Source organism: Lysobacter sp. SCRH-1R, from assembly GCF_057747855.1.
This window is the reverse complement of record NZ_CM173227.1, coordinates 765,913-784,863: the sequence shown is the minus strand read 5'-3', so window position 1 is coordinate 784,863 and position 18,951 is coordinate 765,913. Positions and strand designations below refer to the sequence as shown.

Below are 18,951 nucleotides of genomic sequence, written 5' to 3'. Positions count from 1 at the left end.
TGCGTCAACGGCGCAGCTGCGAAAGCCGCTGCGCCAGTTTCTTCGGCGACACGCCGCCGCGCGTGCCCAGTTCCTGCGCGAACAGCGACACCCGCAGTTCCTCCAGGTCCCATCGCAGCGCCTGCCATTCCGGCGCGTCCGCCTCGTCCTTCTCCACCGCTTCGGCCAGCGCGTCGGCGAAGGGCTTGAGTTCGAGCATGCGCGCCTGGTCGCGCATCGGATCGCGCAACGCACGCTCGCCACGCAACGCGAGCGCCTTCAGATAGCGTGGATATTCGCGCAGCGCATCGGCCGGCACGTTGCGCAGGAATCCCGGCGGGGTCAGCATCGACAGGTGCGCGCGCATGTCGTCGAGGTTGCCGCTCGCCCAGCCCATCAGCGGCGATTCGAGCTTGGCACGCGCTTCCGCGACGGCGGCGAGGATCGCCTCCGCCTGCTTCAGCCGCTCCATCGCATCGCCGAACACCTGTCTGCCGATCGCATCGCGACGCGCGGCGAAGGTGTCGGCGTCGCGGATGTCGCCGATCGCGTCCTCGGCGGTGAGCGAAGCGAACGCGCCGTCGACGAGATCCGCGCGCAGCCGGTCGCCTTCCTTCAGGCCGTCCGTGCGCGGCGCCGCCGCTTCGATCGAGGCGTACAGCAGCCCCATCTTCGGCGTCACCGGCAGTTGCTTGCGCGCCTGCCGGAGCTTGTCGGCCAGCGCGATGGCCATCAGCCGCCGCACGCCGCGCGGATGTTCGAGCAGCGCGACGTCGCGCTCGGCGTGCACGCGCAGCGAGACGCTGTCGCCATCGTCGTGCAGCGCCGGATACGCCGGCACGCCGCCGGCACCCGGCACGGACGCCGGAATCGGCGCATCCGGGAACGCCACCAGCCCGCGTTGCGCGAGGCCATCTGCGGCCTTCGCCGCGAACGCCGCCGCCGCACGTTCGCCGAACCGCTGGCGCAGGTCGTCCAGATCGCGCGATTCGGCCAGTACCGATTTGCCGTCGCGGTCGAACAGGCGCAGGTTCATGCGCAGGTGCGGCTCCAGCGCGGATTCGTCGAAGTCCGTCTGTGCGACGGGCACGCCGCCGAGCTTGTGCAGGAAGCGCGCGAGCTCGCCGGTGATGCTGTCCGCCGACGGCTGCGGATGCGCCTCGTGGAACGCACGCGCGAAATCCGGCGCAGGCACGAAGTTGCGGCGAATGGTCTTGGGCAGCGTCTTGATCAGCGCGGCGGCCTTGTCCTGCACGAAGCCCGGCGCAAGCCAGGTCAGGCGCACCGGATCGATCGCGTTGAGCAGGTGCAGCGGCACCGCGAGCGTCATGCCGTCGTCGCTCGCGCCGGGCTCGAAGCGGTACTTCACCGCGAGCCGCACGTTGCCCAGCGCGAGGTACGGCGGGAAGCGCGCGGCATCGCTCTCGTCGCCGATCATCAAATCCGACAGCGACCATTCCAGCGCGACCTTCCCGTGCTGCGGCAGCTTGCCGTACCACGCATCGAGCGCCTGCGTGTTGTGCACGTTCGCGGGGAGGCGATCGAGGTACCACTGCGCCATCCAGTCCTCGTCGACGACCAGGCCGCTGCGGCGCTGCTTGGCTTCCTCCTCGCGCGCTTTCGCCAAAGTCGCCAGATTGCGCTGCAGGAACGCGCTGCGCGTGTTGATCTCGCCCGTCACCAGCGCGTCGCGCGCGAAGATCGCGCGGCTCTCCTCGGGGAACAGCGCGCCGTAATGCACCGGGCGCTTGGGCGCGAGCACCAGTCCGAACAGGCTGATCTGTTCGCTGCCGATCACGCGCCCCTGCGAGCGCGACCAGCGCGGATCGTGCTGCCGGCGCGAAAGCAGGTGCGCCAGTTCGGAGATGGCCCAGTCCGGTTCGATCGCCGCGTTGGTCAGCGCCCACACGCGTTCGGTGTCGAGCAAGGTCGCCGACAACACCCACGGCGGCGGTTTCTTCGCCAGCGGCGAGCCGGGAAACAGCTGGAATTTGCGACCGCGCGGGCCGTCGAAACCCTTGTCGCCGCGCGTGCCGATCTGCGTCGGCAGGCCGGCGAGCAGCGCCTTGTGCAGCGTGGCGTAGGCGGATTGATCGAGCGCGCCGTGTTCGTTGAGCGCGGCGCGCGATTCCTTCCAGCCCAACTCCTCCGCCATCAGTTTCAGCTGGCGATGCAGCTCGCGCCATTCGCGCATGCGCAGGAAGCCGAGGAAGTTCTTCTCGCACCACGCGCGCAGTTTCGACTGCGTGAGGTCCTCGTGCGCGGTGTTGTAGGCATTCCACAACTTCAGGATGCCGACGAACTCCGACTTGTGGTCGGCGAACTGCGCATGCGCGTTGTCCGCCGCGGCGCGCTGGTCGGCCGGGCGTTCGCGCGGATCCTGGATGCCGAGGAACGACGCGATGACGAGCATCTCGCGCAGCACGCCGTGTTCGTTCGCGGCCACGAGCATGCGCGCGAGCTTCACGTCCACCGGCAGGCGCGACATCAGCCTGCCGGTCGGCGTGAGGCGCCGCTGTTCGTCCACCGCGCCGAGTTCGGCCAGCTGCTGCCAGCCGTCGGCGACGGCGCGCGGATCGGGCGGCTCCAGGAACGGGAATTCCTCGATGCGGCCCAACCCCAGCGACAGCATGCGCAGGATCACGCCGGCCAGCGCGGCGCGGCGGATTTCCGGATCCGTGTAGCGCGGGCGCGATTCGAAATCGGCTTCCGAGTACAGGCGATAGCAGGTGCCTTCGCTGATGCGTCCGCAGCGGCCTTTGCGCTGGTCGGCGCTGGCCTGGCTTACCGGCTCGATGTGCAGGCGATCGAGCTTGCCGCGCGGGCTGTAGCGCTTCACGCGCGCCAGGCCCGGATCGACGACGTAGCGGATGCGCGGCACGGTCAGCGAGGTTTCGGCGACGTTGGTCGCCAGCACGATGCGGCGCTTCGGGCCGGGATTGAACACGCGGTCCTGGTCGCGCACGGACAATCGCGCGTACAGCGGCAGCACCTCGGTTTCGCGATACTTGCGACGTTCGAGCGACAGATGCGCGTCGCGGATCTCGCGTTCGCCGGGCAGGAAGATCAGCACGTCGCCGCGCGGGTCCTCGCGCGTGATCTCGTCGCATGCGGCGACGATGCCGTCGTTGGTGGTGCGATCGCCGTCGTCCTCGCCCTCGCCCTCGCCTTCCAGCGGGCGATAACGCACCGACACCGGATAGCTGCGCCCTTCCACGTTCACCACCGGTGCGTCGCCGAAGTGCGCGGCGAAGCGCTCGGTGTCGATCGTCGCCGAGGTGACGATGACCTTCAGGTCCTTGCGTTTCTGCAGCAGTTGCTTGAGGTAGCCGAGCAGGAAGTCGATGTTGAGGCTGCGTTCGTGCGCCTCGTCGATGAGGATGGTGTCGTACTGCGACAGCCAGCGGTCGGACTGGATCTCGGCCAGCAGGATGCCGTCGGTCATGAACTTCACCGCGGTCTGCTCGCCGACGTTCTCGGTGAAGCGCACCTGGTAGCCGACCGCACCGCCGAGCTGCGTCTGCAGTTCCTCCGCCACGCGGCGCGCCACCGCGCGGGCGGCGATGCGGCGCGGCTGCGTGCAGCCGATCATGCCGGCGGCGCCGCGTCCGGCGGCCAGGCACAGTTTGGGCAGCTGGGTGGTCTTGCCCGAGCCGGTTTCGCCGGCGATCACCACCACCGGATGCGCGCGGATCAGTTCGACGATCTCGTCGGCCTTCGCCGCGATCGGCAGGGTGGGATCGACCGGCGCGGTGGGCAGCGCGGCGGTGCGGGCTTCGCGTTGCGCGACCGATGCCGCCAGCGCCTGCGCGAAGGCATCGCGGGCGCGGGCGTCGGCGGGTTTGCCGCTCCAGCGCGACCACAGGCCGTGCAGGCGGCCACGATCGCGACTCAGCGCGCCGTCGATCGCGCGCCGGGCCTGGCGTAACGTATTGCTGACGTTGCCCTGACTAGACTCCGCCGGGTCCATAGACTTCATCGATTGCACTGCCTGGAAGAAACCACCCACATCGCGGACGGCATGGCCTATTGTCGCCGCAATGCCATGATCGAAGGGAGAACCGCAATGGCCAAAGCCAAGAACGACAAGACCGCCAAGCCGCAGAAGTCCGCAAAGTCCCAGTTCACCCCCACCGCCAGCAGCCAGGCCATCGATATCGGCATCAGCGGCGGCGACCGCCAGAAGATCGCCGAGGGACTGTCGCGCTTCCTGTCGGACAGCTTCACGCTGTACCTGAAGACCCACAACTTCCACTGGAACATCACCGGGCCGATGTTCAACAGCCTGCACGTGATGTTCGAAACCCAGTACACCGAGCAGTGGACCGCCCTGGACGAAACCGCCGAACGCATCCGCGCGCTGGGCTTCAACGCGCCGGGTTCGTACGCCGAATTCATCCGCCTGAGCTCGATCCCCGAGGAGCCCGGCCTGACCGAGGCGCCCGACTGGAAGGAGATGGTCCGCCAGCTGGTCGCCGGCAACGAGGCCGTGGCCCGCACCGCGCGCAAGGTCCTCAAGACCGCCGACGATGCCGGCGACGATCCGACGGTCGACCTGATGACCCAGCGCCTGCAGACCCACGAGAAGTACGCGTGGATGCTGCGCTCGCTGCTGGAGTGATGGCGCCGCGCGCCTGAGGTTTCAAGGTTCCGCCCCTCTCCCGTCCGCGGGAGAGGGATCCTGGCGGCAGGACGCAGGACGAGGCGCCTTCCGACCGTTCTTCCCGCAGTTTCCTGACAGCTCTGCCCGCGTCGCCCGGTAAACTGGCGGCATGTCAGACCCCGCACTCGATCTGCTCCGCCGCGTGTTCGGCCACCCCGGCTTCCGCGGCGAACAACGGCAGATCGTCGAACACGTCACCGGCGGTGGCGATGCCCTCGTCCTCATGCCCACCGGCGGCGGCAAGTCGCTGTGCTACCAGCTGCCCGCGTTGCTGCGCGAAGGCTGCGCGCTGGTCGTCTCGCCGCTGATCGCGCTGATGCAGGACCAGGTCGAGGCGCTGCGCCAGCTCGGCGTGCGCGCCGCGTACCTCAACTCCACGCTCGATGCGGAGGAATCCGCGCGGATCGAGCGCGAGCTCCTGTCCGGCGAACTGGACCTGCTCTACGTCGCACCCGAGCGGCTGCTGACCCAGCGCTTCCTTTCGCTGCTGGACCGCGCGCGACTGGCGCTGTTCGCCATCGACGAGGCGCACTGCGTCTCGCAATGGGGCCACGATTTCCGCCCGGAATACCGCCAGCTCACCGTCCTGCACGAGCGCTGGCCGGACATCCCGCGCATCGCGCTGACCGCCACGGCCGACGCGCCGACGCGGCGGGAAATCGCCGAACGCCTGAACCTGGAAGACGCGCGCCAGTTCGTCAGCTCGTTCGACCGTCCGAACCTGCGCTACCGCATCGTGCACAAGGACGGCGGCGGCGTGCGCCAGCTGCTGGATTTCCTCGACGGTCATCGCGGCGAAAGCGGCATCGTCTACGCCTTCTCGCGCAAGCGCGTGGAAACCGTCGCCGAGCAGCTCCAGGCCGCCGGCCTCAACGCCCTGCCCTACCACGCCGGCATGGACGCATCGCTGCGCGCGCAGAACCAGCGGCGTTTCCTGCAGCAGGACGGCATCGTGATGGTGGCGACGATCGCCTTCGGCATGGGCATCGACAAGCCGGACGTGCGATTCGTGGCGCACGTCGACCTGCCCAAATCCATCGAGGGCTACTACCAGGAAACCGGCCGCGCCGGCCGCGACGGCGAGGCAGCCGAAGCCTGGCTGAGCTACGGCCTGGGCGACGTGGTCAACCTGCGGCAACTGATCCAGCAGGGCGAAGCCGGCGAGGAACGCAAGCGCCTGGAACTTCGCAAGCTCGACGCGTTGCTGGGCTACTGCGAATCCACGCAATGCCGGCGGCAGGCGCTGCTGGGCTGGTTCGGCGAAGCGCACGGCGGCGCCTGCGGCAATTGCGACAACTGCCTGGACCCGCCGCGCAGCTGGGACGGCACGCAGGCCGCGCGCAAGGCGCTGTCGTGCGTGTACCGCACCGGGCAGCGCTTCGGCGCCGGGCATGTCATCGACGTGCTTCGCGGCGTGGTGACCGACAAGGTGAAGCAGTGGGGCCATGAACGCCTGAGCACCTGGTCGATCGGCAGCGATCTCGACGAGCGCCAGTGGCGCGGCGTGTTCCGCCAGCTCGTCGCCGGCGGACTGCTCGAAGCCGACGTCGAGCACCACGGCGCGCTGCGCCTCACCACGCTGAGCGGGCCGGTCCTGCGCGGCGAAGTCGAACTGCGCTTCCGCCATGAACCCGAGAAGCCCGCGCGCGGTCGCCGCACGCGTGGCGGCTCGGCCGGCACGGCAATGGTGGTGGACCTGGATCCGGAATCGCAGGTGCGTTTCGACGCGCTGCGCGAGTGGCGCTCCAGCACCGCGCGCGAACAGAACGTGCCGGCGTATGTGATCTTCCACGACAGCACATTGCGTGCCATCGCGCAGGCCGCGCCGGAAGACCTCGACGAGCTCTCGCGCGTGCCGGGCATCGGGGCGAGCAAGCTCGATCGCTACGGCGAGGCGGTGCTGCAGCAGTTGTTCGATGCCGCCTGAGCGAGCGGCCGGCGGCGATCAGCCCGGGGTCCGGCTGGAGCGCCTGAACACCCACCACTTCGCGCTGGCGAAATTCAGGCACATGCCCACACCCGACCCCACTGCGACCGCCAGCAGCGGCACCCACGCGGCCCTCGGCAGCAGCAGGACGGTCACGGTGTAGGCGGCCAGGTTCGCCGCGCCCCCGGCCGACATCGCCAGCAGATAGCGCCACCACTCCGCCCAGGCCGACCCGCGACGCCCGCCGGCGAAGGTGAAGCGGCGATTGATCCGCCAGGTCGTCCACACCGCCAGCAGGAACGAGCACGCGCGACCGGCGAAATAACCGGCCCCGAGCGCAAGCGCGGCGTACAGAGCCGTGGCGTCAACCACGAACCCGATCGCGCCTGCGACGGCGAAGCGGACGATTTCCCGTTTCATCCGTGCAATTGTAGGCGCGCGCTCCGGGCTCCCTCGCGCGGCCCACACACCCGCCCCGCTAGCCTCAAAACCTCCGCCACGTCAGGGTCGTGGAGGCCGGCATGGGAATGTCCATCGAAGGCGGTTGCCTGTGCGGAGCGGTCCGGTATCGCGCCACGGCGCCGCCGGTGTCGCGAAGCATCTGCCATTGCCGCAGCTGCCGGAAGGCGAGCGGCGCGCCTTCCGTCGCCTGGTCGACCTTCCACGTCAACAGTTTCGTCTTCACCCGCGGCCTGCCGGTGCGTTACCGCTCATCGAAGGAAGTGATGCGCACGTTCTGCGGCATCTGCGGCACGCAACTGAGCTACCGGCACGACGACGACGTGGACAGCATCGACATCACCACCGCGACGCTCGACGCACCCGAACAGTTCCCGCCGACCAAGGAAATCTGGATCGAACACAAACTGCCGTGGGAACGCGCCAACGAAGCGATGCGGCATTACCCGCGCACGAGCGCGGGCTGACACGGGAGCGACAGGATGCCGGAGCTCGGCAGTTTCGAAGGCGGCTGCCTGTGCGGCGCGATCCGCTATCGCGCTACGGCCGAACCGCTGCGGGGCGTGATCTGTCATTGCGAGCTCTGCCGCCGCCACTCCGGCGCGCCGGCGCTGGCGTTCGTGCACTTCCCCGGTACTGCCTTCGAATGGATCGGCGCGGCGCCGGCGTGGTTCCAGTCTTCCGCGCACGCGCAGCGCGCCTTCTGCCCGCGATGCGGGAGCACGCTGGGGATGCGCGAGGACGTACTCGCCGATCGCGTGCAGGTCTGCGTGGGCAGCCTCGACGACCCCTCCCGCGTACGCATCGACGACCACGTGTGGACGCGCTCGCGCGTGCCATGGTTCGACACGACCGACCGGCTGCCGCGTTTCGAACGCAGCAGCGCGGCGGTGGCGAGCCTGGCGGAGGATGGAAATCCGCCCGGAATCAGCGGCAGTTCGTGACGACCGGGCCGGTCCTGGCGACCGGGCAAAGCTCCAGCGGCGTCAGGCTGTCGGCAACGGGCGCGCACGTGCCGCGTCGCTCCAGTCCGTATCGCGCCAGATGCCCCGTGGCCGGATCGGTCCCTGCCGGTTGCAGGAGGAACATCGGCCCGGCATGGGACTGGACGGTCGAGACGACCTTCGACTGGAACTTCGTGCATGCATCGGGCTGGATGAATCCGTTGCCGATCGCCACCGCGGGAACCGATGCAGGCAGGAACGCCGCGGCATGGCCGATGGGTTCGTTGGTGTCGAGCAGCACCAGCGCATCTGCCGGCATCGCCGGGAATTCGACCGAGACCATCGGCGAAGCGAACTTCTGCCGCCACCAGCTCGGACGATTGGTCGCGGCGATCATCACCAGCGAGCACGCCACCAGCGCGACGATCCAGCGCTTCCGCGTGAGCGGAATTTCCGAAAGGAACCCGACGATGAGCAGCGAGAAGAGCAGTTCGAGCGGAAGCGCATAGCGGTAGATGCCGTAACCGCACACCCACAGCGCATACGAGACTGCGCAGAACGCGAGGATCGGAGCGAGCGGGCCTCGCTTTCCGCCGCCCGGATCGATCGCACCGCGCCGGCCGCGCCAGGTCGCCACGGCGATCGCGATGAGCGCGAGCCATCCCAGGAAAAGGCGCGGATCGGCGAGATTCACTTCGGAAAAGTGCTTGCTGTTGCGCAGGAGCCTGAGCGGCGCAAGCAGCGCATCGCCCGCGCCCTGCGGCAGGAAGCGCGTGTCGTTCCATGCCTGCGGCAGCGCGTAGGGCGAATGGAACCAGTGGTTGAAGTACGGGAACAGCGGGTTTTCGTAGAGCGACCACATCGTCCACATCCACGGCCCGGCGAATAGTAGGGTCGCGGCGACGCCGCCGATCCCGAGCGCCACGATCCGCATGGGCAACTGACGCACGGGCCCCGCGAAGCAGGCCGCGGCAATGAAGCCGAGCGCATAGATCGCCGCCGTCAGCTTGAGGCCCACCGCGGCGCCAACGACCAGCCCGATCGGCAGCCACGTGGCGAACACGCCGCGACGGCCGTCCGATGAAACCATCCACCACAGCGAGCCGATCACGGCGGCGGCCACCGGCGCGTCGTTCAACGTGGTTCCAGTGACGCTCCAGAAGCCCGCGCCCGAGATCGCGACGATGCCGGCGGCGAGCGTCCGCTGCCAACTGGTGCGGGCGGGCCACAGCGCATCCAGCAGGCGCAGGCCGAAGAAGAGCGCGATCGCGCTGAACGCCGCCAACCAGATCGACACCAGCCAGCCCGGCGCACCGGCGCGAACGGCCAGCGCCATCGGCAGGTCCAGCGTCGGGTTGTGCCAGGACTGGAGCTGCGCCGGCGCCACGTCGACGAGCATGCGTCCGTCGATCCAGGCGATGGCGTTGTAGAGGTGATAGTTGCGCAGGTCCCAGTTCGCGTCCTGCCCCTGGAAAATCACGGCGAACGCGACAAGCGCGATGCTGACGAGCGCCGCCGTACGGGTGGAAGCGTTCGCGTCTGAAGGGAATGGGCGATCCATTGCGGTCGAATCCGGTGGGCGTTGGCAGTGCTTGTCCCACGGCACGGGAACGCGCGCATTCCGTGGGACGAACGAGGGGGAAGTGCCGGAGCGTTCCGGCGGTCACAGGATATCGCCTTCGGTTGCGGTCCCGTCATGTCGGGCCACTTCGCTTGCGCGTGGCCGGCAGCCTCCGGCGCCGTCAGCGCCTGGCAGCGGCACCGCGATCTACCACCGCCAACAATCGCAGGAATCAATGCGGAATTTTCAGCCCGTTCCCTGCTGGCGGGGAGCCGACATGCTCAGGATCAGCTGAGCGCATTGGACATGCCGCACGAACGATGTGCGGACCTTGTTATCTCCTATTACGCGAGATGTCATTGCAGGAATTTTCTGAGTGAGCGCATCGCGTCCGGTCGCCGTGGAAGGCATCCATTCCTCCCGCCAGATCACCGCCGCAAGGGCCTTTTTCCCGCCACCGCGCGTACGAAACCGGGAGTTGCGGGCCGCTCCTCACGCGCAGCCCTGATGAGAAAACTTCGCGTTGCCGATCTTCACGATGGCGAAAAATGCTTAGGCCCGTCGCAACACACGGGAATCGAGACGGAAAGCCGCCTGGAACGGAATCGATCGGGAAGCTGCGCGCACGGAGAACGAGCGCTGCGCCGATGCTTCACGGTGTCACTGCCGCACGTATCGAATCGCGCCGGGCCGAATGGCGTCCGGCGCGACATGCGCACCTTGCGGAAGGACGCCTGACCGATGCCCACGCCCATCAACCGTGGCGCAGGCTGGATCATCTACGAAGACGACGTTTCCTTCGGCGGACCGTGCCGGCTGATGTCGTTGTTGCCGGCGCATCGCAGCGTGGCGTCCGTGGCGCGGTACGCCGAGCAGGTCTACGTCGATCGCCATGCGACGCTGGAGGAACGTTTCCAGTACCGGCGCAAGCCGCAGGATTCGCGCTATTCGGCCAAGACCGATCCGCGCCACGGCGGCATCTACGTCGGGCACTCGCCGCGGTTCGTCGGCGTGTATGCGCAGAGGATCGTGTCGCATGCGAGCGTGCTCGAGTTCTGGTACCGCATCGCCACCGACCGCGGAACGCCCGGGCCGATCTTCGAGTGCCGGATGCTGCGGCTCCCCGTCTGAACGCACGACATGCGTGACACCGGGGGCAATGGCGCGGCGACTGCTCTTCGTCGGCGAACGCGTCGTCCGGTGCGCGCGCGGTGCGTACGCGGATCAAGAATGCGTCTCGAAAGGTGGCGCCGCGCACGTTCGTTGGACAGGACGTGCCAACGGCTTGATCGAACAGAGAGTCGTCGACGCCATGGACCAGAGCGCGGGCTGGGTGATCTACGAAGACTATGGTGGCCACGATGCGCCGCGCCGGCTGCTGTCGGTGCTGCCGGCGCACAAGAGCTACGCCGCCGTCGCGCGCGTCATGGAGCAGATGTACGCCGAGCGGTTCGCGTTGATGGACGAGCCAATCCCGACCGGCCGGCGCCCTCGCCGCCCGCGTTTCATGGCGCAGAAGGACGCGCTGTACGGGGCGATCTACGTCGGCCACCTGCCGGTGTACATCGGCACCTACGCGCACCGGATGCGGGTGAACGGGGCGACGCTGGAGTTCTGGTACCGCATTTCGACCCGCGGCGACCCGTGCCGGCCCGTCTTCGAGGACCGCCACCAGCTGCTCTCGATCGTCTGGAACACCACGCCCTGATCCGGGGTCTGATCCGGTCCGGCGCCCCGGCCGACGGGCCGCGGACATGAGACATCCCCGGCTTGCCTGTATGCTACGCGGCCCTTCCAAGCAGGAATCCGCATGAACAAGGCACAGCTGGTCGAATCGATCGCCGAGCGCTCGCAGCTCACCAAGTCCCAGGCCGAGGCGGCGCTCAACGCGCTGGTCGAATCCGTGACCGAGACCCTGAAGAACGGCGAAGCGGTCACGCTGGTCGGCTTCGGCACCTTCGAGGCGCGCAACCGCGCCGGCCGCACCGGCCGCAACCCGAAGACGGGCGAGGACATCGTGATCCCGGCGACGATCGTGCCGGCCTTCAAGCCGGGCAAGGCCCTGAAGGACGCGCTGAAGTAAGCGCTTCGACGGTGCGCGTGGCTGCCTGGGCGGTCACGCGCGCCGGGTTTCACCCGACGCGCCGATGCGCGTCGATGCAGGCGCGCCTTGAGGACGTCGGGGCGCGAACCGCGCCACGATGCCCTGAGCCCGCTCGTTGGCGGGCACGCTCGCAGTCATCCCTCGATGCCGACGAGGCCTAGATCCTTCGCGACCTGACCCGCGCACTCCGCGCCGATGGCGGTCGCCGCTTCCACGACTTTCGCGTATTCGTCCGCCTGCCATTCGGGCAGCGGGCGCACCTGCTGAAACTGGCCCGTGCAGGTCGTCCTGCCGGCCTTCTTGCCTTCCGGCGTCTTCATCGACACGTCGATCGCGTACGCCAGGTGGTAGTCGTCCTTGAACATGCCCTCGTACTCCAGCGTCCACACCTTCTGCTGGACCTGCACGCGATAGCCCGCCGCGGCGTCGGCGGCGTGCACGGGCACGCCGATCTCGGCCAGGCGCTGCTGCAACGCGTCCTGCATGACCGGCGCCGGGCCAAGCAAGCCGACGCGCTGGTGGCCGTAGTCGTCGATGGCCTGCTGGGTCAGGTTTCCGGCCTGCTGCGCGATCTCCAGCGCATCCTGCGGATTGCTCGCGCCGCTGCCCATGGCATTGCCTACCAGCATGCCGATGCCGAAGGCCGCCATGCGCTGGCCCTTGGTCTTCACGGCCACGTTCTTGGCGCCCTTGACGGGCTCGAACGTGATGCCGCCGGTGCGCAGCGCATCGATGGATACCGCTTCGGCAGCCGCGGCCTGCGTGCTGCAGACGGCGAGTGCGAGCGAGAGGAGGCAGGCGGTGGTTTTCTTGTTCATTTGCATGGGTCGATCAGGTTGGTTGGAAAGGACACAGCGTTCGGCTGTCGGGATGGATGGATATGTTTGAGGGGCATCAGCGCAGACGCGCCCGCAATCCGCGTCGGGCGATGCAGCACGGGTGGCGGGTTCGTGGGTACGTCGCGGTCGCGCGCTTCGGTTCGCATGCGTCGCTCTTGCGCTGACGTCAGCGTTCGCATCAGTGTCGGGGGCGCGGGCAATCCACACGCCATTGGGACCCAGCTGTGCAAACCACATCCCTGTCGATCGAGCCACGTAGATCCTTCTCCTGCATCGGACGCGCAGGGTATTCCTGGCGCCACACAGCACGAGTGATCGGGTCACCGGCTGTCGGATACTCCTGAGATCGGCCGCAGATCGGGATACTTGAGGTCTTCAAGTGCGGGCGCGCTCTGAGGCCGCTGCGTCGCGTGCGAGCAAGCGATCACATGCAAGCGCATGTCGCCATGAGCAACGCTGCTTGAAACCAACTGAAGAAAGATGCGGCGCGCCGAAGCTTCATCTGATCGCCTCATTATGTGACGCGACGCGCAATTTGTTGACAGCTGTTCGCTCCGGCACTGATGATCAGCGCAGGGAGTCAGGACGCGACGGGGGCTGCATGCGCGCGACTTGTCGTTTTGCCGTGATCGTCTATTTGATCGCATCCAGCAGCGCGTTCGCGCACGGAGGCGGCCTTGATAAGGACGGTTGCCACACCAATCGCAAGACCGGCGACTATCACTGTCATCGCGGTGGCGGTAGTTCATCAAACCATTCGCCCAACATTCCGACGAACAACCTGCAGCCAACTCGCAGGGCGCCGGCGCGAACAAACGCATTTGCCAACTGCCCGGAAGCGCGAGCAGCTGGAGCAGCGCCTGTATACCGGGGCGAGCCTGGCTATGGGCCACATCTGGACCGCGACGGCGACGGCGTTGGCTGCGAACCCTATCGCGGCCGATAGGGCACGAGAAAGTAGTCCAACTGCACTACGACCCTTAGGGGCAAGGGAAGTGCGAAGGTTCATCCTTGACCAGAACGCCCAGAACAACGTCGTCCACGACACCGGCACTGGCTGCGCGTATATGCCAGCGCCCGCAAATCAAATCGATCGCATGGCGTCGCACGCGTGAATGTCTCGCTTGAACCGTTTGACGCTCGACGCACCGGCCTGGGCCGGCTCAAAATTGGACCTCTATAGCGTCTGAGATTCGTCCATGGCCCGATTCCCGGCTGCATGCGCCCTTCTGGTTTTCATGCCGATGGCCGGGCTCGCGGCGGCCAAAGCCGGTACTGCCACGGCTGTCAGTATCGAGATTTCCCAGGGCACATTCGACGGCACCGGATTCGACGCTACGACTCGGAATCCTGACCTTGGCAAGCGCTATCACGCGGCTCTCGCCGAAGCGGTTCGTCGGATATGGCCCGACATGGGGCAAGAAGAATCCACTTCATGTGAGATGCATTTGCGGCAGCTCCCAGGTGGCACAGTGCTAGGTGTCGACTTTGGCCCTGCTTGCGGTTTCAGCAGTCAGCTCAAGGCGGAGATCTACAAGGCCATTCAACGGACCTCGCCGCTGCCCTACCCGGGTTACGAGGCCGTGTTCAATCGTCTATTGACCGTGCGCATCACGGTTGGCAGGGATGCACATTCGACGGAGAGCCACACGTCTCCTGGGCAGAATGGCTATTTCGATCCTGTCATTGTCTATCGGGTTACGCCGGTGTATCCGGACCGCGCCGCAGCCCAAGGCATCGGCGGAACCGTCAGGGTTGAACTGACGGTGGGCGAAGATGGCAAGGTAAAGGCGGTGCAGATCCTGAAATCGTCTCGCCAGGAATCCCTGGACGCCGCGGCGCGCGAAGCCTGTCTGCAGTGGATGTTCCAGCCGGCGATGCTGGACGGAAAGGCCGTTGAGTCGCGCTGGACTGACGAACTCGTGTTCGCACCTTCGTCCTTGTGATCAGTGGCTGATGGTGTCGACGCCGGAGCGCCGACTGGCGGCCCCCGATGACGAATTACGGAGTCAATTACGGACGTGACGGAGTTAACTACGGCCGTGGCAGTTTCTCGCCAGATGAGCTGCTTAACTGCCTGATCGATATGGTGGGCCGTGATGGATTCGAACCATCGACCAGCGGATTAAAAGTCCGATGCTCTACCGACTGAGCTAACGGCCCACTTTGACGTTCGGCGCGGGCGATGCCCGGGCGCGAACCCGGCGTCGCGCCGGGGCGTGCATTCTAACGCAGGGCGCCGTGACGGTGCAGGCGGCGTGCGTCGCACGCGGGGCGAATGCGGTTCAGACGTAGCGCGTGGGATCGGCGACGCCCGCGGCGGCGAAACCCTCGGCGCGCAGGCGGCACGCGTCGCAGTGGCCGCAGGCGCGGCCATCGTCGTCGGCCTGGTAGCACGAGACGGTCTGCGCGAAATCCACGCCCAGGCGCACGCCTTCGCGCACGATGTCGGCCTTGCTCATGAACTGCAGCGGCGCGTGCACGCGGATGCCCGCGCCTTCCACGCCGGCTTTCGTGGCGAGATTGGCGAGTTTCTCGAAGGCTTCGACGAACTCGGGCCGGCAATCGGGATATCCCGAATAGTCCACCGCGTTGACGCCACAGAAGAGGTCGTTCGCGCCCAGCACTTCGGCCCAGCCCAGCGCGACCGACAACATGATCGTGTTCCGAGCGGGCACGTAGGTGACGGGAATCGCATCTTTCGGCGCGTCCTGCCCGACGGCGTGGCCGTCGGCGTCGGTCGGCACGGTGATCGCCTCGTCCGTCAGCGCCGAGCCGCCGATGCTGCGCAGGTCGACATTGACGGTCTTGTGCGCGACGGCACCGAGTGAGTCGGCGACGCGCTGCGCGGCATCGAGTTCGGACGTATGGCGCTGGCCGTAGCGCACGCTCAGCGCATGCACGGCGAAGCCCTGCGCGCGGGCGATGGCGACGACGACGGCGGAATCCATCCCGCCCGAAACCAGGACGACGGCTTTCTTCATGGCGTTTCCTCAAGGACGAGCGGGCTCAGCGGCCGGGCTCGTCGTTCCACAGGATCTTGTGCAGTTGCAGCTGGAAGCGGACCGGCAGGCGATCGGCGACGATCCAGTCGGCCAGGTCGCTCGGCTTGATCTGCGCGAAGCTCGGCGAGAACAGCACGTCGCAGACCTCGGTCAGGCGGTGCTGCGCGACGATGTCCTTCGCCCAGTCGTAATCCTCGCGCGAGCAGACGACGAACTTCACCTGGTCGTGCGGCGTCAGCAGCGGCAGGTTCGACCACAGGTTGCGATGCACCTCCATCGAACCCGGCGTCTTGATGTCGAGCACGCGCGAGACGCGCGGATCGACCTCGGCGATGTCGATCGCGCCGGAGGTTTCCAGCGACACCTCCAGGCCTGCGTCGCACAGCCGTTTCAGCAGACCGATGCAGCGCTTCTGCGACAGCGGCTCGCCGCCGGTCACGCAGACGTGGCGCGCGCCGAGGCGAGCGACCTCGGCCAGGATGTCGTCGATCTGCCACCACTCCCCGCCGTGGAAGGCGTAGGCGGTGTCGCAGTATTGGCAGCGCAGCGGACAGCCAGTCAGGCGGACGAATACGGTGGGCCAGCCGATCGAGCGGGCCTCGCCCTGCAGGGACAGGAAGATTTCGGTGATGCGCAGCCGGTCGGGCGATGCGACGGCCGCATCGAGGGGGACGGCGTTCATCCCGCTATTTTAGCGGATCAGCGCAGGCGTCCGAGCTGGATCGCGTTGAGGCGGTCGCTCGCGGTTCGGGCGGCGTCGGTGCCGGGGTACTTGTTCGACACGTCGGCCAGGGTGCGCTCGGCGGCCTCGACCTGCTTCTGGTTGAACTGCGACAGGCCGATCTTGAGCATCGCGCCCGGGGCCTTGTCGTGGGTCGGGTAGCGGTCCAGCAGCGACTGGAACTGCACCTGGGCCATCTGGTAGTTCTGGGTGACGTAGTAGCTCTCGCCCAGCCAGTACAGCGCGTTGGGCGTGTAGGCGCCTTCGGGGTGGGTCTCGATGAAGCTCTGGAACAGGCGGGCGGACTCGACGTAATCGCCGGTCTTCAGGGCGTTGAAGGCGGCGTCGTAAGCGACGCGCTCGTCGGCGCTCTTCGCCAGGGCGCCCTTGTCGCCGTAGACCGCCGGTGGGCGGTCCTTGGCCGAAGCCGACGGCGCGGCGGGCTTGGTGCCCGCCGGCGCCGGCGTACCTTCGGGAGCGGGCGGAAGGACCGCGCCGCTCTCGAGCCGGTTGATGCGACCGTCCAGGTCCAGGTACTGGGCCTTGGAACTCTGCAGCAGCTGCTGGTTCTGCTGCTGCAGTTCCTCGACCTGCGAACGCAGGGACTGGATCTCGTTGCGCAGCTGGGTGACCTGGTTGAGCAGGTCGACGTTGCCCTGGTTGTTGGCCGCCTGCTGTTCGAGAACAGTCACGCGGTCGGCCAGGCTGGCGCGCTGTGCGGCGGCAGGCGCGGCGACCCCGAGGGCCGCCGCGAATGCCATGGCGAGTACGGTCGTGCGGATCATCGACGCTTACTTCGCGGTGTAGACGATCTCGACGCGGCGGTTCTTGGCCCAGCAGTCCTCGTTCGAGTCCGTGCAGACCGGGCGCTCTTCGCCGTAGGAGGTCACGGTGATCTGGCTGGCCGAACCGCCATTGGCCTGGATGGCCGACGACACGGCGTTGCCGCGGCGCTCGCCGAGGCCCAGGTTGTACTCGCGGCTGCCGCGCTCGTCGGCATGGCCTTCCAGCGTCATGCGCGAGGACGGACGGTCGCGCAGGTACTTGGCGTGGCAGCCGACGATGGCCTGGAACTCCGGACGCAGGGTGTCCTGGTCGAAGTCGAAGTAGACCACGCGCTGACGCAGGCAGGCGTCGGTGTCGAGGTCTTCGGGGCCGTAGACGCCCGAAGTGGCCGGCTGTTCGGTCTGGGCCGGCGGCGGGGTGGTTTCGGCCGGCGGGGTTTCCTTGACCTTCTTGGAGCAGGCCACGGCCGCGGTGCAGAGCACGGCAGCCAGCAGGATACGAGTGGTGTTATTCATGGTTGTTCCTCGTCGAAATCGGGCGTGTGACAGATCGGGGCAAACAGCTCTCAGCAATACACCGCTTTGTTTGTATCAACGCGGCAAACGGAACGGCCCCCAGGCCGGCTCACGCACGTCCCCATCCGCCAGCACCAGGCGCTGGCGCACCCGGCCGTCGGACGAAACTGCGTAGAGCACGCCCCGGCGGCCCTCGCGCGCAGCATAAAGGATCATTGCCCCATTGGGTGCAAAGCTCGGCGACTCATCGAGGGATCCGGGCGAAAGTGTGCTCCATCGCGCACCCCCGAGGCTGCTGTCCATCAGTGCGATGCGGTAGTTGTTGCCGCTGCCCTGGGCCGTGGCGATCTTCTTGCCGTCGAAGGACACGCTGGCGCTGGCGTTGTAGCTGCCCTGGAAGGTCACGCGCGTGGCGCTGCCGCCGCTCGACGGGACCGAGTAGATCTGCGGACGCCCGCCGCGGTCGGAGGTGAAGTAGATCGTGCTGCCGTCCGCGCTCCACGTCGGCTCGGTGTCGATCGCGAAGTGGTTGGTCAGCTGGGTCAGGTTCTTGCTGCCCAGGTCCATCACGTAGATCTCCGGATTACCCGTGCGCGACAGCGTCAGCGCGAGGCGACGACCGTCCGGCGAGAACGACGGCGCGCCATTGATGCCGCGGTACTTGGCGATCAGCTCGCGCGCGCCGGTGGAGATGTTCTGGATGTAGATCGACGAATTGCCGCCTTCGAAGCTGACGTAGGCCAGGCGGTTGCCGTCCGGGCTCCACGACGGCGACAGCAGCGGTTCGGGCGAACGCACCACCGTCTGCGGATTGAAGCCGTCCGAATCGGCGATCATCAGCGCGTACTGCGCACCGCGGCCGGAGCCGGTGGCGGTGACGTAGGCGATGCGGGTGAAGAACGCGCCGCGCACGCCGGTGATTTTCTCGTACACGGCGTCGGCGATCTGGTGCGCGACGTCGCGCATCGCGTTGGCGCGGGCGGTCAGCGCGAAGCCGAGCAGGCGCTGCTGCTTGGCAACGTCGAACAGTTCGTACTCGACGCGGAAGCTGCCGGCGCCGGCATCGAGCACGCGGCCCACGACGATGTAGTCCTGGTTGAGCGCGCGCCACGTCGGGTAGTTGATCTCGCCGCCGCGGGTCGGCTTCTCGACGATGTCGTTGACCGGCAACGGACGGAACTGGCCCGAACGCGCCAGGTCGGCGGTGACCACCTGGGCGACATCGGTCTGCGGGGCCGTCGCGCTGCCTTGGTAGGGCATCGGCACGACGACGATCGGCATGGCCGCGGCGTTGCCGCCGACGATGTCGATCTCCAGCCCTTGCTGGGCCAGGGCGGACAGGGGCAGCAGGAGGGCGAGCAGCGAGGCCAGCCAGGCGAGGGATCGTTTCATCGGCACTCCAGTCATCAATCCAGTCGGTCGTCGGATCGGCGCAGGTCAATCCGTTC

General features: G+C 67.5%; 18 protein-coding genes and 1 tRNA gene. 9 read left to right on the top strand and 10 right to left on the bottom strand.

Annotated features, from left to right (window positions below; genetic code table 11):
• Nucleotides 1-4 precede the first annotated feature (4 nt).
• The gene (gene hrpA / locus AC3ANK_RS03560) at nucleotides 5-3,949 is read right to left on the bottom strand and encodes an ATP-dependent RNA helicase HrpA (protein ID WP_484172831.1); all 3,945 of its coding nucleotides are present in this window, start codon (nucleotides 3,947-3,949) and stop codon (nucleotides 5-7) included.
• Nucleotides 3,950-4,045: 96 nt separating this feature from the next.
• Between hrpA and AC3ANK_RS03555 the strand changes: the two genes are divergently transcribed.
• Both AC3ANK_RS03555 and recQ read left to right on the top strand, forming a co-directional pair.
• Nucleotides 4,046-4,600, top strand: a complete 555-nt coding sequence (locus AC3ANK_RS03555; protein WP_484172139.1) for a Dps family protein — start codon at nucleotides 4,046-4,048, stop codon at nucleotides 4,598-4,600.
• A gap of 151 nt (nucleotides 4,601-4,751) precedes the next feature.
• A complete protein-coding gene (recQ, locus tag AC3ANK_RS03550; protein WP_484172138.1) occupies nucleotides 4,752-6,569 on the top strand; it encodes a DNA helicase RecQ in 1,818 nt (605 codons plus the stop codon).
• A gap of 18 nt (nucleotides 6,570-6,587) precedes the next feature.
• Here recQ and AC3ANK_RS03545 read toward each other — a convergent pair whose 3' ends face one another.
• The gene (locus AC3ANK_RS03545; RefSeq protein ID WP_484172137.1) at nucleotides 6,588-6,989 is read right to left on the bottom strand and encodes a GtrA family protein; all 402 of its coding nucleotides are present in this window, start codon (nucleotides 6,987-6,989) and stop codon (nucleotides 6,588-6,590) included.
• A gap of 101 nt (nucleotides 6,990-7,090) precedes the next feature.
• Here AC3ANK_RS03545 and AC3ANK_RS03540 point away from each other — a divergent pair, with 101 nt between their 5' ends.
• Complete coding sequence (locus AC3ANK_RS03540) at nucleotides 7,091-7,495, top strand: GFA family protein (protein ID WP_206859944.1); 405 nt, start codon at nucleotides 7,091-7,093, stop codon at nucleotides 7,493-7,495.
• A gap of 15 nt (nucleotides 7,496-7,510) precedes the next feature.
• Nucleotides 7,511-7,972, top strand: a complete 462-nt coding sequence (locus tag AC3ANK_RS03535; protein WP_484172136.1) for a GFA family protein — start codon at nucleotides 7,511-7,513, stop codon at nucleotides 7,970-7,972.
• On the opposite strand, the gene AC3ANK_RS03530 is transcribed toward AC3ANK_RS03535, so the two are convergent.
• Complete coding sequence (locus AC3ANK_RS03530; protein WP_484172135.1) at nucleotides 7,956-9,533, bottom strand: hypothetical protein; 1,578 nt, start codon at nucleotides 9,531-9,533, stop codon at nucleotides 7,956-7,958. The two genes, AC3ANK_RS03535 and AC3ANK_RS03530, sit on opposite strands and share 17 nt — an antisense overlap.
• 741 nt (nucleotides 9,534-10,274) lie before the next feature.
• Between AC3ANK_RS03530 and AC3ANK_RS03525 the strand changes: the two genes are divergently transcribed.
• The 3 genes from AC3ANK_RS03525 to AC3ANK_RS03515 all read left to right on the top strand — a co-directional run bounded on the left by AC3ANK_RS03525 (nucleotide 10,275) and on the right by AC3ANK_RS03515 (nucleotide 11,616).
• Nucleotides 10,275-10,664, top strand: a complete 390-nt coding sequence (locus tag AC3ANK_RS03525; RefSeq protein ID WP_206859947.1) for a hypothetical protein — start codon at nucleotides 10,275-10,277, stop codon at nucleotides 10,662-10,664.
• 154 nt (nucleotides 10,665-10,818) lie between these two features.
• Complete coding sequence (locus tag AC3ANK_RS03520) at nucleotides 10,819-11,241, top strand: hypothetical protein (protein WP_484172134.1); 423 nt, start codon at nucleotides 10,819-10,821, stop codon at nucleotides 11,239-11,241.
• Between the two features lie 102 nt (nucleotides 11,242-11,343).
• Complete coding sequence (locus tag AC3ANK_RS03515) at nucleotides 11,344-11,616, top strand: HU family DNA-binding protein (RefSeq protein WP_206859949.1); 273 nt, start codon at nucleotides 11,344-11,346, stop codon at nucleotides 11,614-11,616.
• Between the two features lie 155 nt (nucleotides 11,617-11,771).
• On the opposite strand, the gene AC3ANK_RS03510 is transcribed toward AC3ANK_RS03515, so the two are convergent.
• Entirely contained in the window at nucleotides 11,772-12,455 is a 684-nt protein-coding gene (locus AC3ANK_RS03510) for a hypothetical protein (RefSeq protein ID WP_484172133.1), read from the bottom strand.
• A gap of 622 nt (nucleotides 12,456-13,077) precedes the next feature.
• Between AC3ANK_RS03510 and AC3ANK_RS03505 the strand changes: the two genes are divergently transcribed.
• Together AC3ANK_RS03505 and AC3ANK_RS03500 are read left to right on the top strand one after the other, a co-directional pair.
• Nucleotides 13,078-13,422: an excalibur calcium-binding domain-containing protein gene (locus AC3ANK_RS03505; RefSeq protein WP_305061841.1), complete on the top strand. Its 345-nt coding sequence runs from the start codon at nucleotides 13,078-13,080 to the stop codon at nucleotides 13,420-13,422.
• Between the two features lie 253 nt (nucleotides 13,423-13,675).
• Complete coding sequence (locus AC3ANK_RS03500) at nucleotides 13,676-14,422, top strand: TonB family protein (protein ID WP_206859951.1); 747 nt, start codon at nucleotides 13,676-13,678, stop codon at nucleotides 14,420-14,422.
• 141 nt (nucleotides 14,423-14,563) lie between these two features.
• On the opposite strand, the gene AC3ANK_RS03495 is transcribed toward AC3ANK_RS03500, so the two are convergent.
• The 6 genes from AC3ANK_RS03495 to tolB all read right to left on the bottom strand — a co-directional run bounded on the left by AC3ANK_RS03495 (nucleotide 14,564) and on the right by tolB (nucleotide 18,895).
• Nucleotides 14,564-14,639: transfer RNA gene (locus tag AC3ANK_RS03495), tRNA-Lys, on the bottom strand.
• Nucleotides 14,640-14,761: 122 nt separating this feature from the next.
• Complete coding sequence (gene queC, locus AC3ANK_RS03490; protein ID WP_206859952.1) at nucleotides 14,762-15,460, bottom strand: 7-cyano-7-deazaguanine synthase QueC; 699 nt, start codon at nucleotides 15,458-15,460, stop codon at nucleotides 14,762-14,764.
• A 25-nt stretch (nucleotides 15,461-15,485) separates the two neighbouring features.
• Nucleotides 15,486-16,163 carry a 7-carboxy-7-deazaguanine synthase QueE gene (queE, locus tag AC3ANK_RS03485; RefSeq protein ID WP_206859953.1) on the bottom strand — a complete coding sequence of 226 codons (678 nt, stop codon included), beginning with the start codon at nucleotides 16,161-16,163 and terminating at the stop codon, nucleotides 15,486-15,488.
• A gap of 17 nt (nucleotides 16,164-16,180) precedes the next feature.
• Nucleotides 16,181-16,984 carry a tol-pal system protein YbgF gene (gene ybgF, locus AC3ANK_RS03480; RefSeq protein ID WP_206860408.1) on the bottom strand — a complete coding sequence of 268 codons (804 nt, stop codon included), beginning with the start codon at nucleotides 16,982-16,984 and terminating at the stop codon, nucleotides 16,181-16,183.
• Between the two features lie 9 nt (nucleotides 16,985-16,993).
• On the bottom strand, nucleotides 16,994-17,503 hold the full coding sequence (gene pal, locus AC3ANK_RS03475; RefSeq protein ID WP_206859954.1) for a peptidoglycan-associated lipoprotein Pal: 510 nt from the start codon (nucleotides 17,501-17,503) through the stop codon (nucleotides 16,994-16,996).
• Nucleotides 17,504-17,578: 75 nt separating this feature from the next.
• Nucleotides 17,579-18,895 (bottom strand): Tol-Pal system beta propeller repeat protein TolB, encoded by a 1,317-nt coding sequence (tolB, locus tag AC3ANK_RS03470; RefSeq protein WP_484172132.1) that lies wholly within the window; start codon nucleotides 18,893-18,895, stop codon nucleotides 17,579-17,581.
• Nucleotides 18,896-18,951 lie beyond the last annotated feature (56 nt).

Excerpts from the sequence above, each read along its gene's own strand:
- hrpA (WP_484172831.1), bottom strand. The coding sequence starts at position 3,949 with ATGGACCCGGCGGAGTCTAGTCAGGGCAACGTCAGCAATACGTTACGC.
- AC3ANK_RS03545 (WP_484172137.1), bottom strand. The coding sequence starts at position 6,989 with ATGAAACGGGAAATCGTCCGCTTCGCCGTCGCAGGCGCGATCGGGTTC.
- AC3ANK_RS03525 (WP_206859947.1), top strand. The coding sequence starts at position 10,275 with ATGCCCACGCCCATCAACCGTGGCGCAGGCTGGATCATCTACGAAGAC.
- queE (WP_206859953.1), bottom strand. The coding sequence starts at position 16,163 with ATGAACGCCGTCCCCCTCGATGCGGCCGTCGCATCGCCCGACCGGCTG.
- tolB (WP_484172132.1), bottom strand. The coding sequence starts at position 18,895 with ATGAAACGATCCCTCGCCTGGCTGGCCTCGCTGCTCGCCCTCCTGCTG.
- AC3ANK_RS03510 (WP_484172133.1), bottom strand. The coding sequence starts at position 12,455 with ATGAACAAGAAAACCACCGCCTGCCTCCTCTCGCTCGCACTCGCCGTC.
- recQ (WP_484172138.1), top strand. The coding sequence starts at position 4,752 with ATGTCAGACCCCGCACTCGATCTGCTCCGCCGCGTGTTCGGCCACCCC.
- AC3ANK_RS03515 (WP_206859949.1), top strand. The coding sequence starts at position 11,344 with ATGAACAAGGCACAGCTGGTCGAATCGATCGCCGAGCGCTCGCAGCTC.
- AC3ANK_RS03555 (WP_484172139.1), top strand. The coding sequence starts at position 4,046 with ATGGCCAAAGCCAAGAACGACAAGACCGCCAAGCCGCAGAAGTCCGCA.
- AC3ANK_RS03530 (WP_484172135.1), bottom strand. The coding sequence starts at position 9,533 with ATGGATCGCCCATTCCCTTCAGACGCGAACGCTTCCACCCGTACGGCG.
- AC3ANK_RS03505 (WP_305061841.1), top strand. The coding sequence starts at position 13,078 with ATGCGCGCGACTTGTCGTTTTGCCGTGATCGTCTATTTGATCGCATCC.
- AC3ANK_RS03500 (WP_206859951.1), top strand. The coding sequence starts at position 13,676 with ATGGCCCGATTCCCGGCTGCATGCGCCCTTCTGGTTTTCATGCCGATG.
- AC3ANK_RS03535 (WP_484172136.1), top strand. The coding sequence starts at position 7,511 with ATGCCGGAGCTCGGCAGTTTCGAAGGCGGCTGCCTGTGCGGCGCGATC.
- AC3ANK_RS03540 (WP_206859944.1), top strand. The coding sequence starts at position 7,091 with ATGGGAATGTCCATCGAAGGCGGTTGCCTGTGCGGAGCGGTCCGGTAT.
- queC (WP_206859952.1), bottom strand. The coding sequence starts at position 15,460 with ATGAAGAAAGCCGTCGTCCTGGTTTCGGGCGGGATGGATTCCGCCGTC.
- pal (WP_206859954.1), bottom strand. The coding sequence starts at position 17,503 with ATGAATAACACCACTCGTATCCTGCTGGCTGCCGTGCTCTGCACCGCG.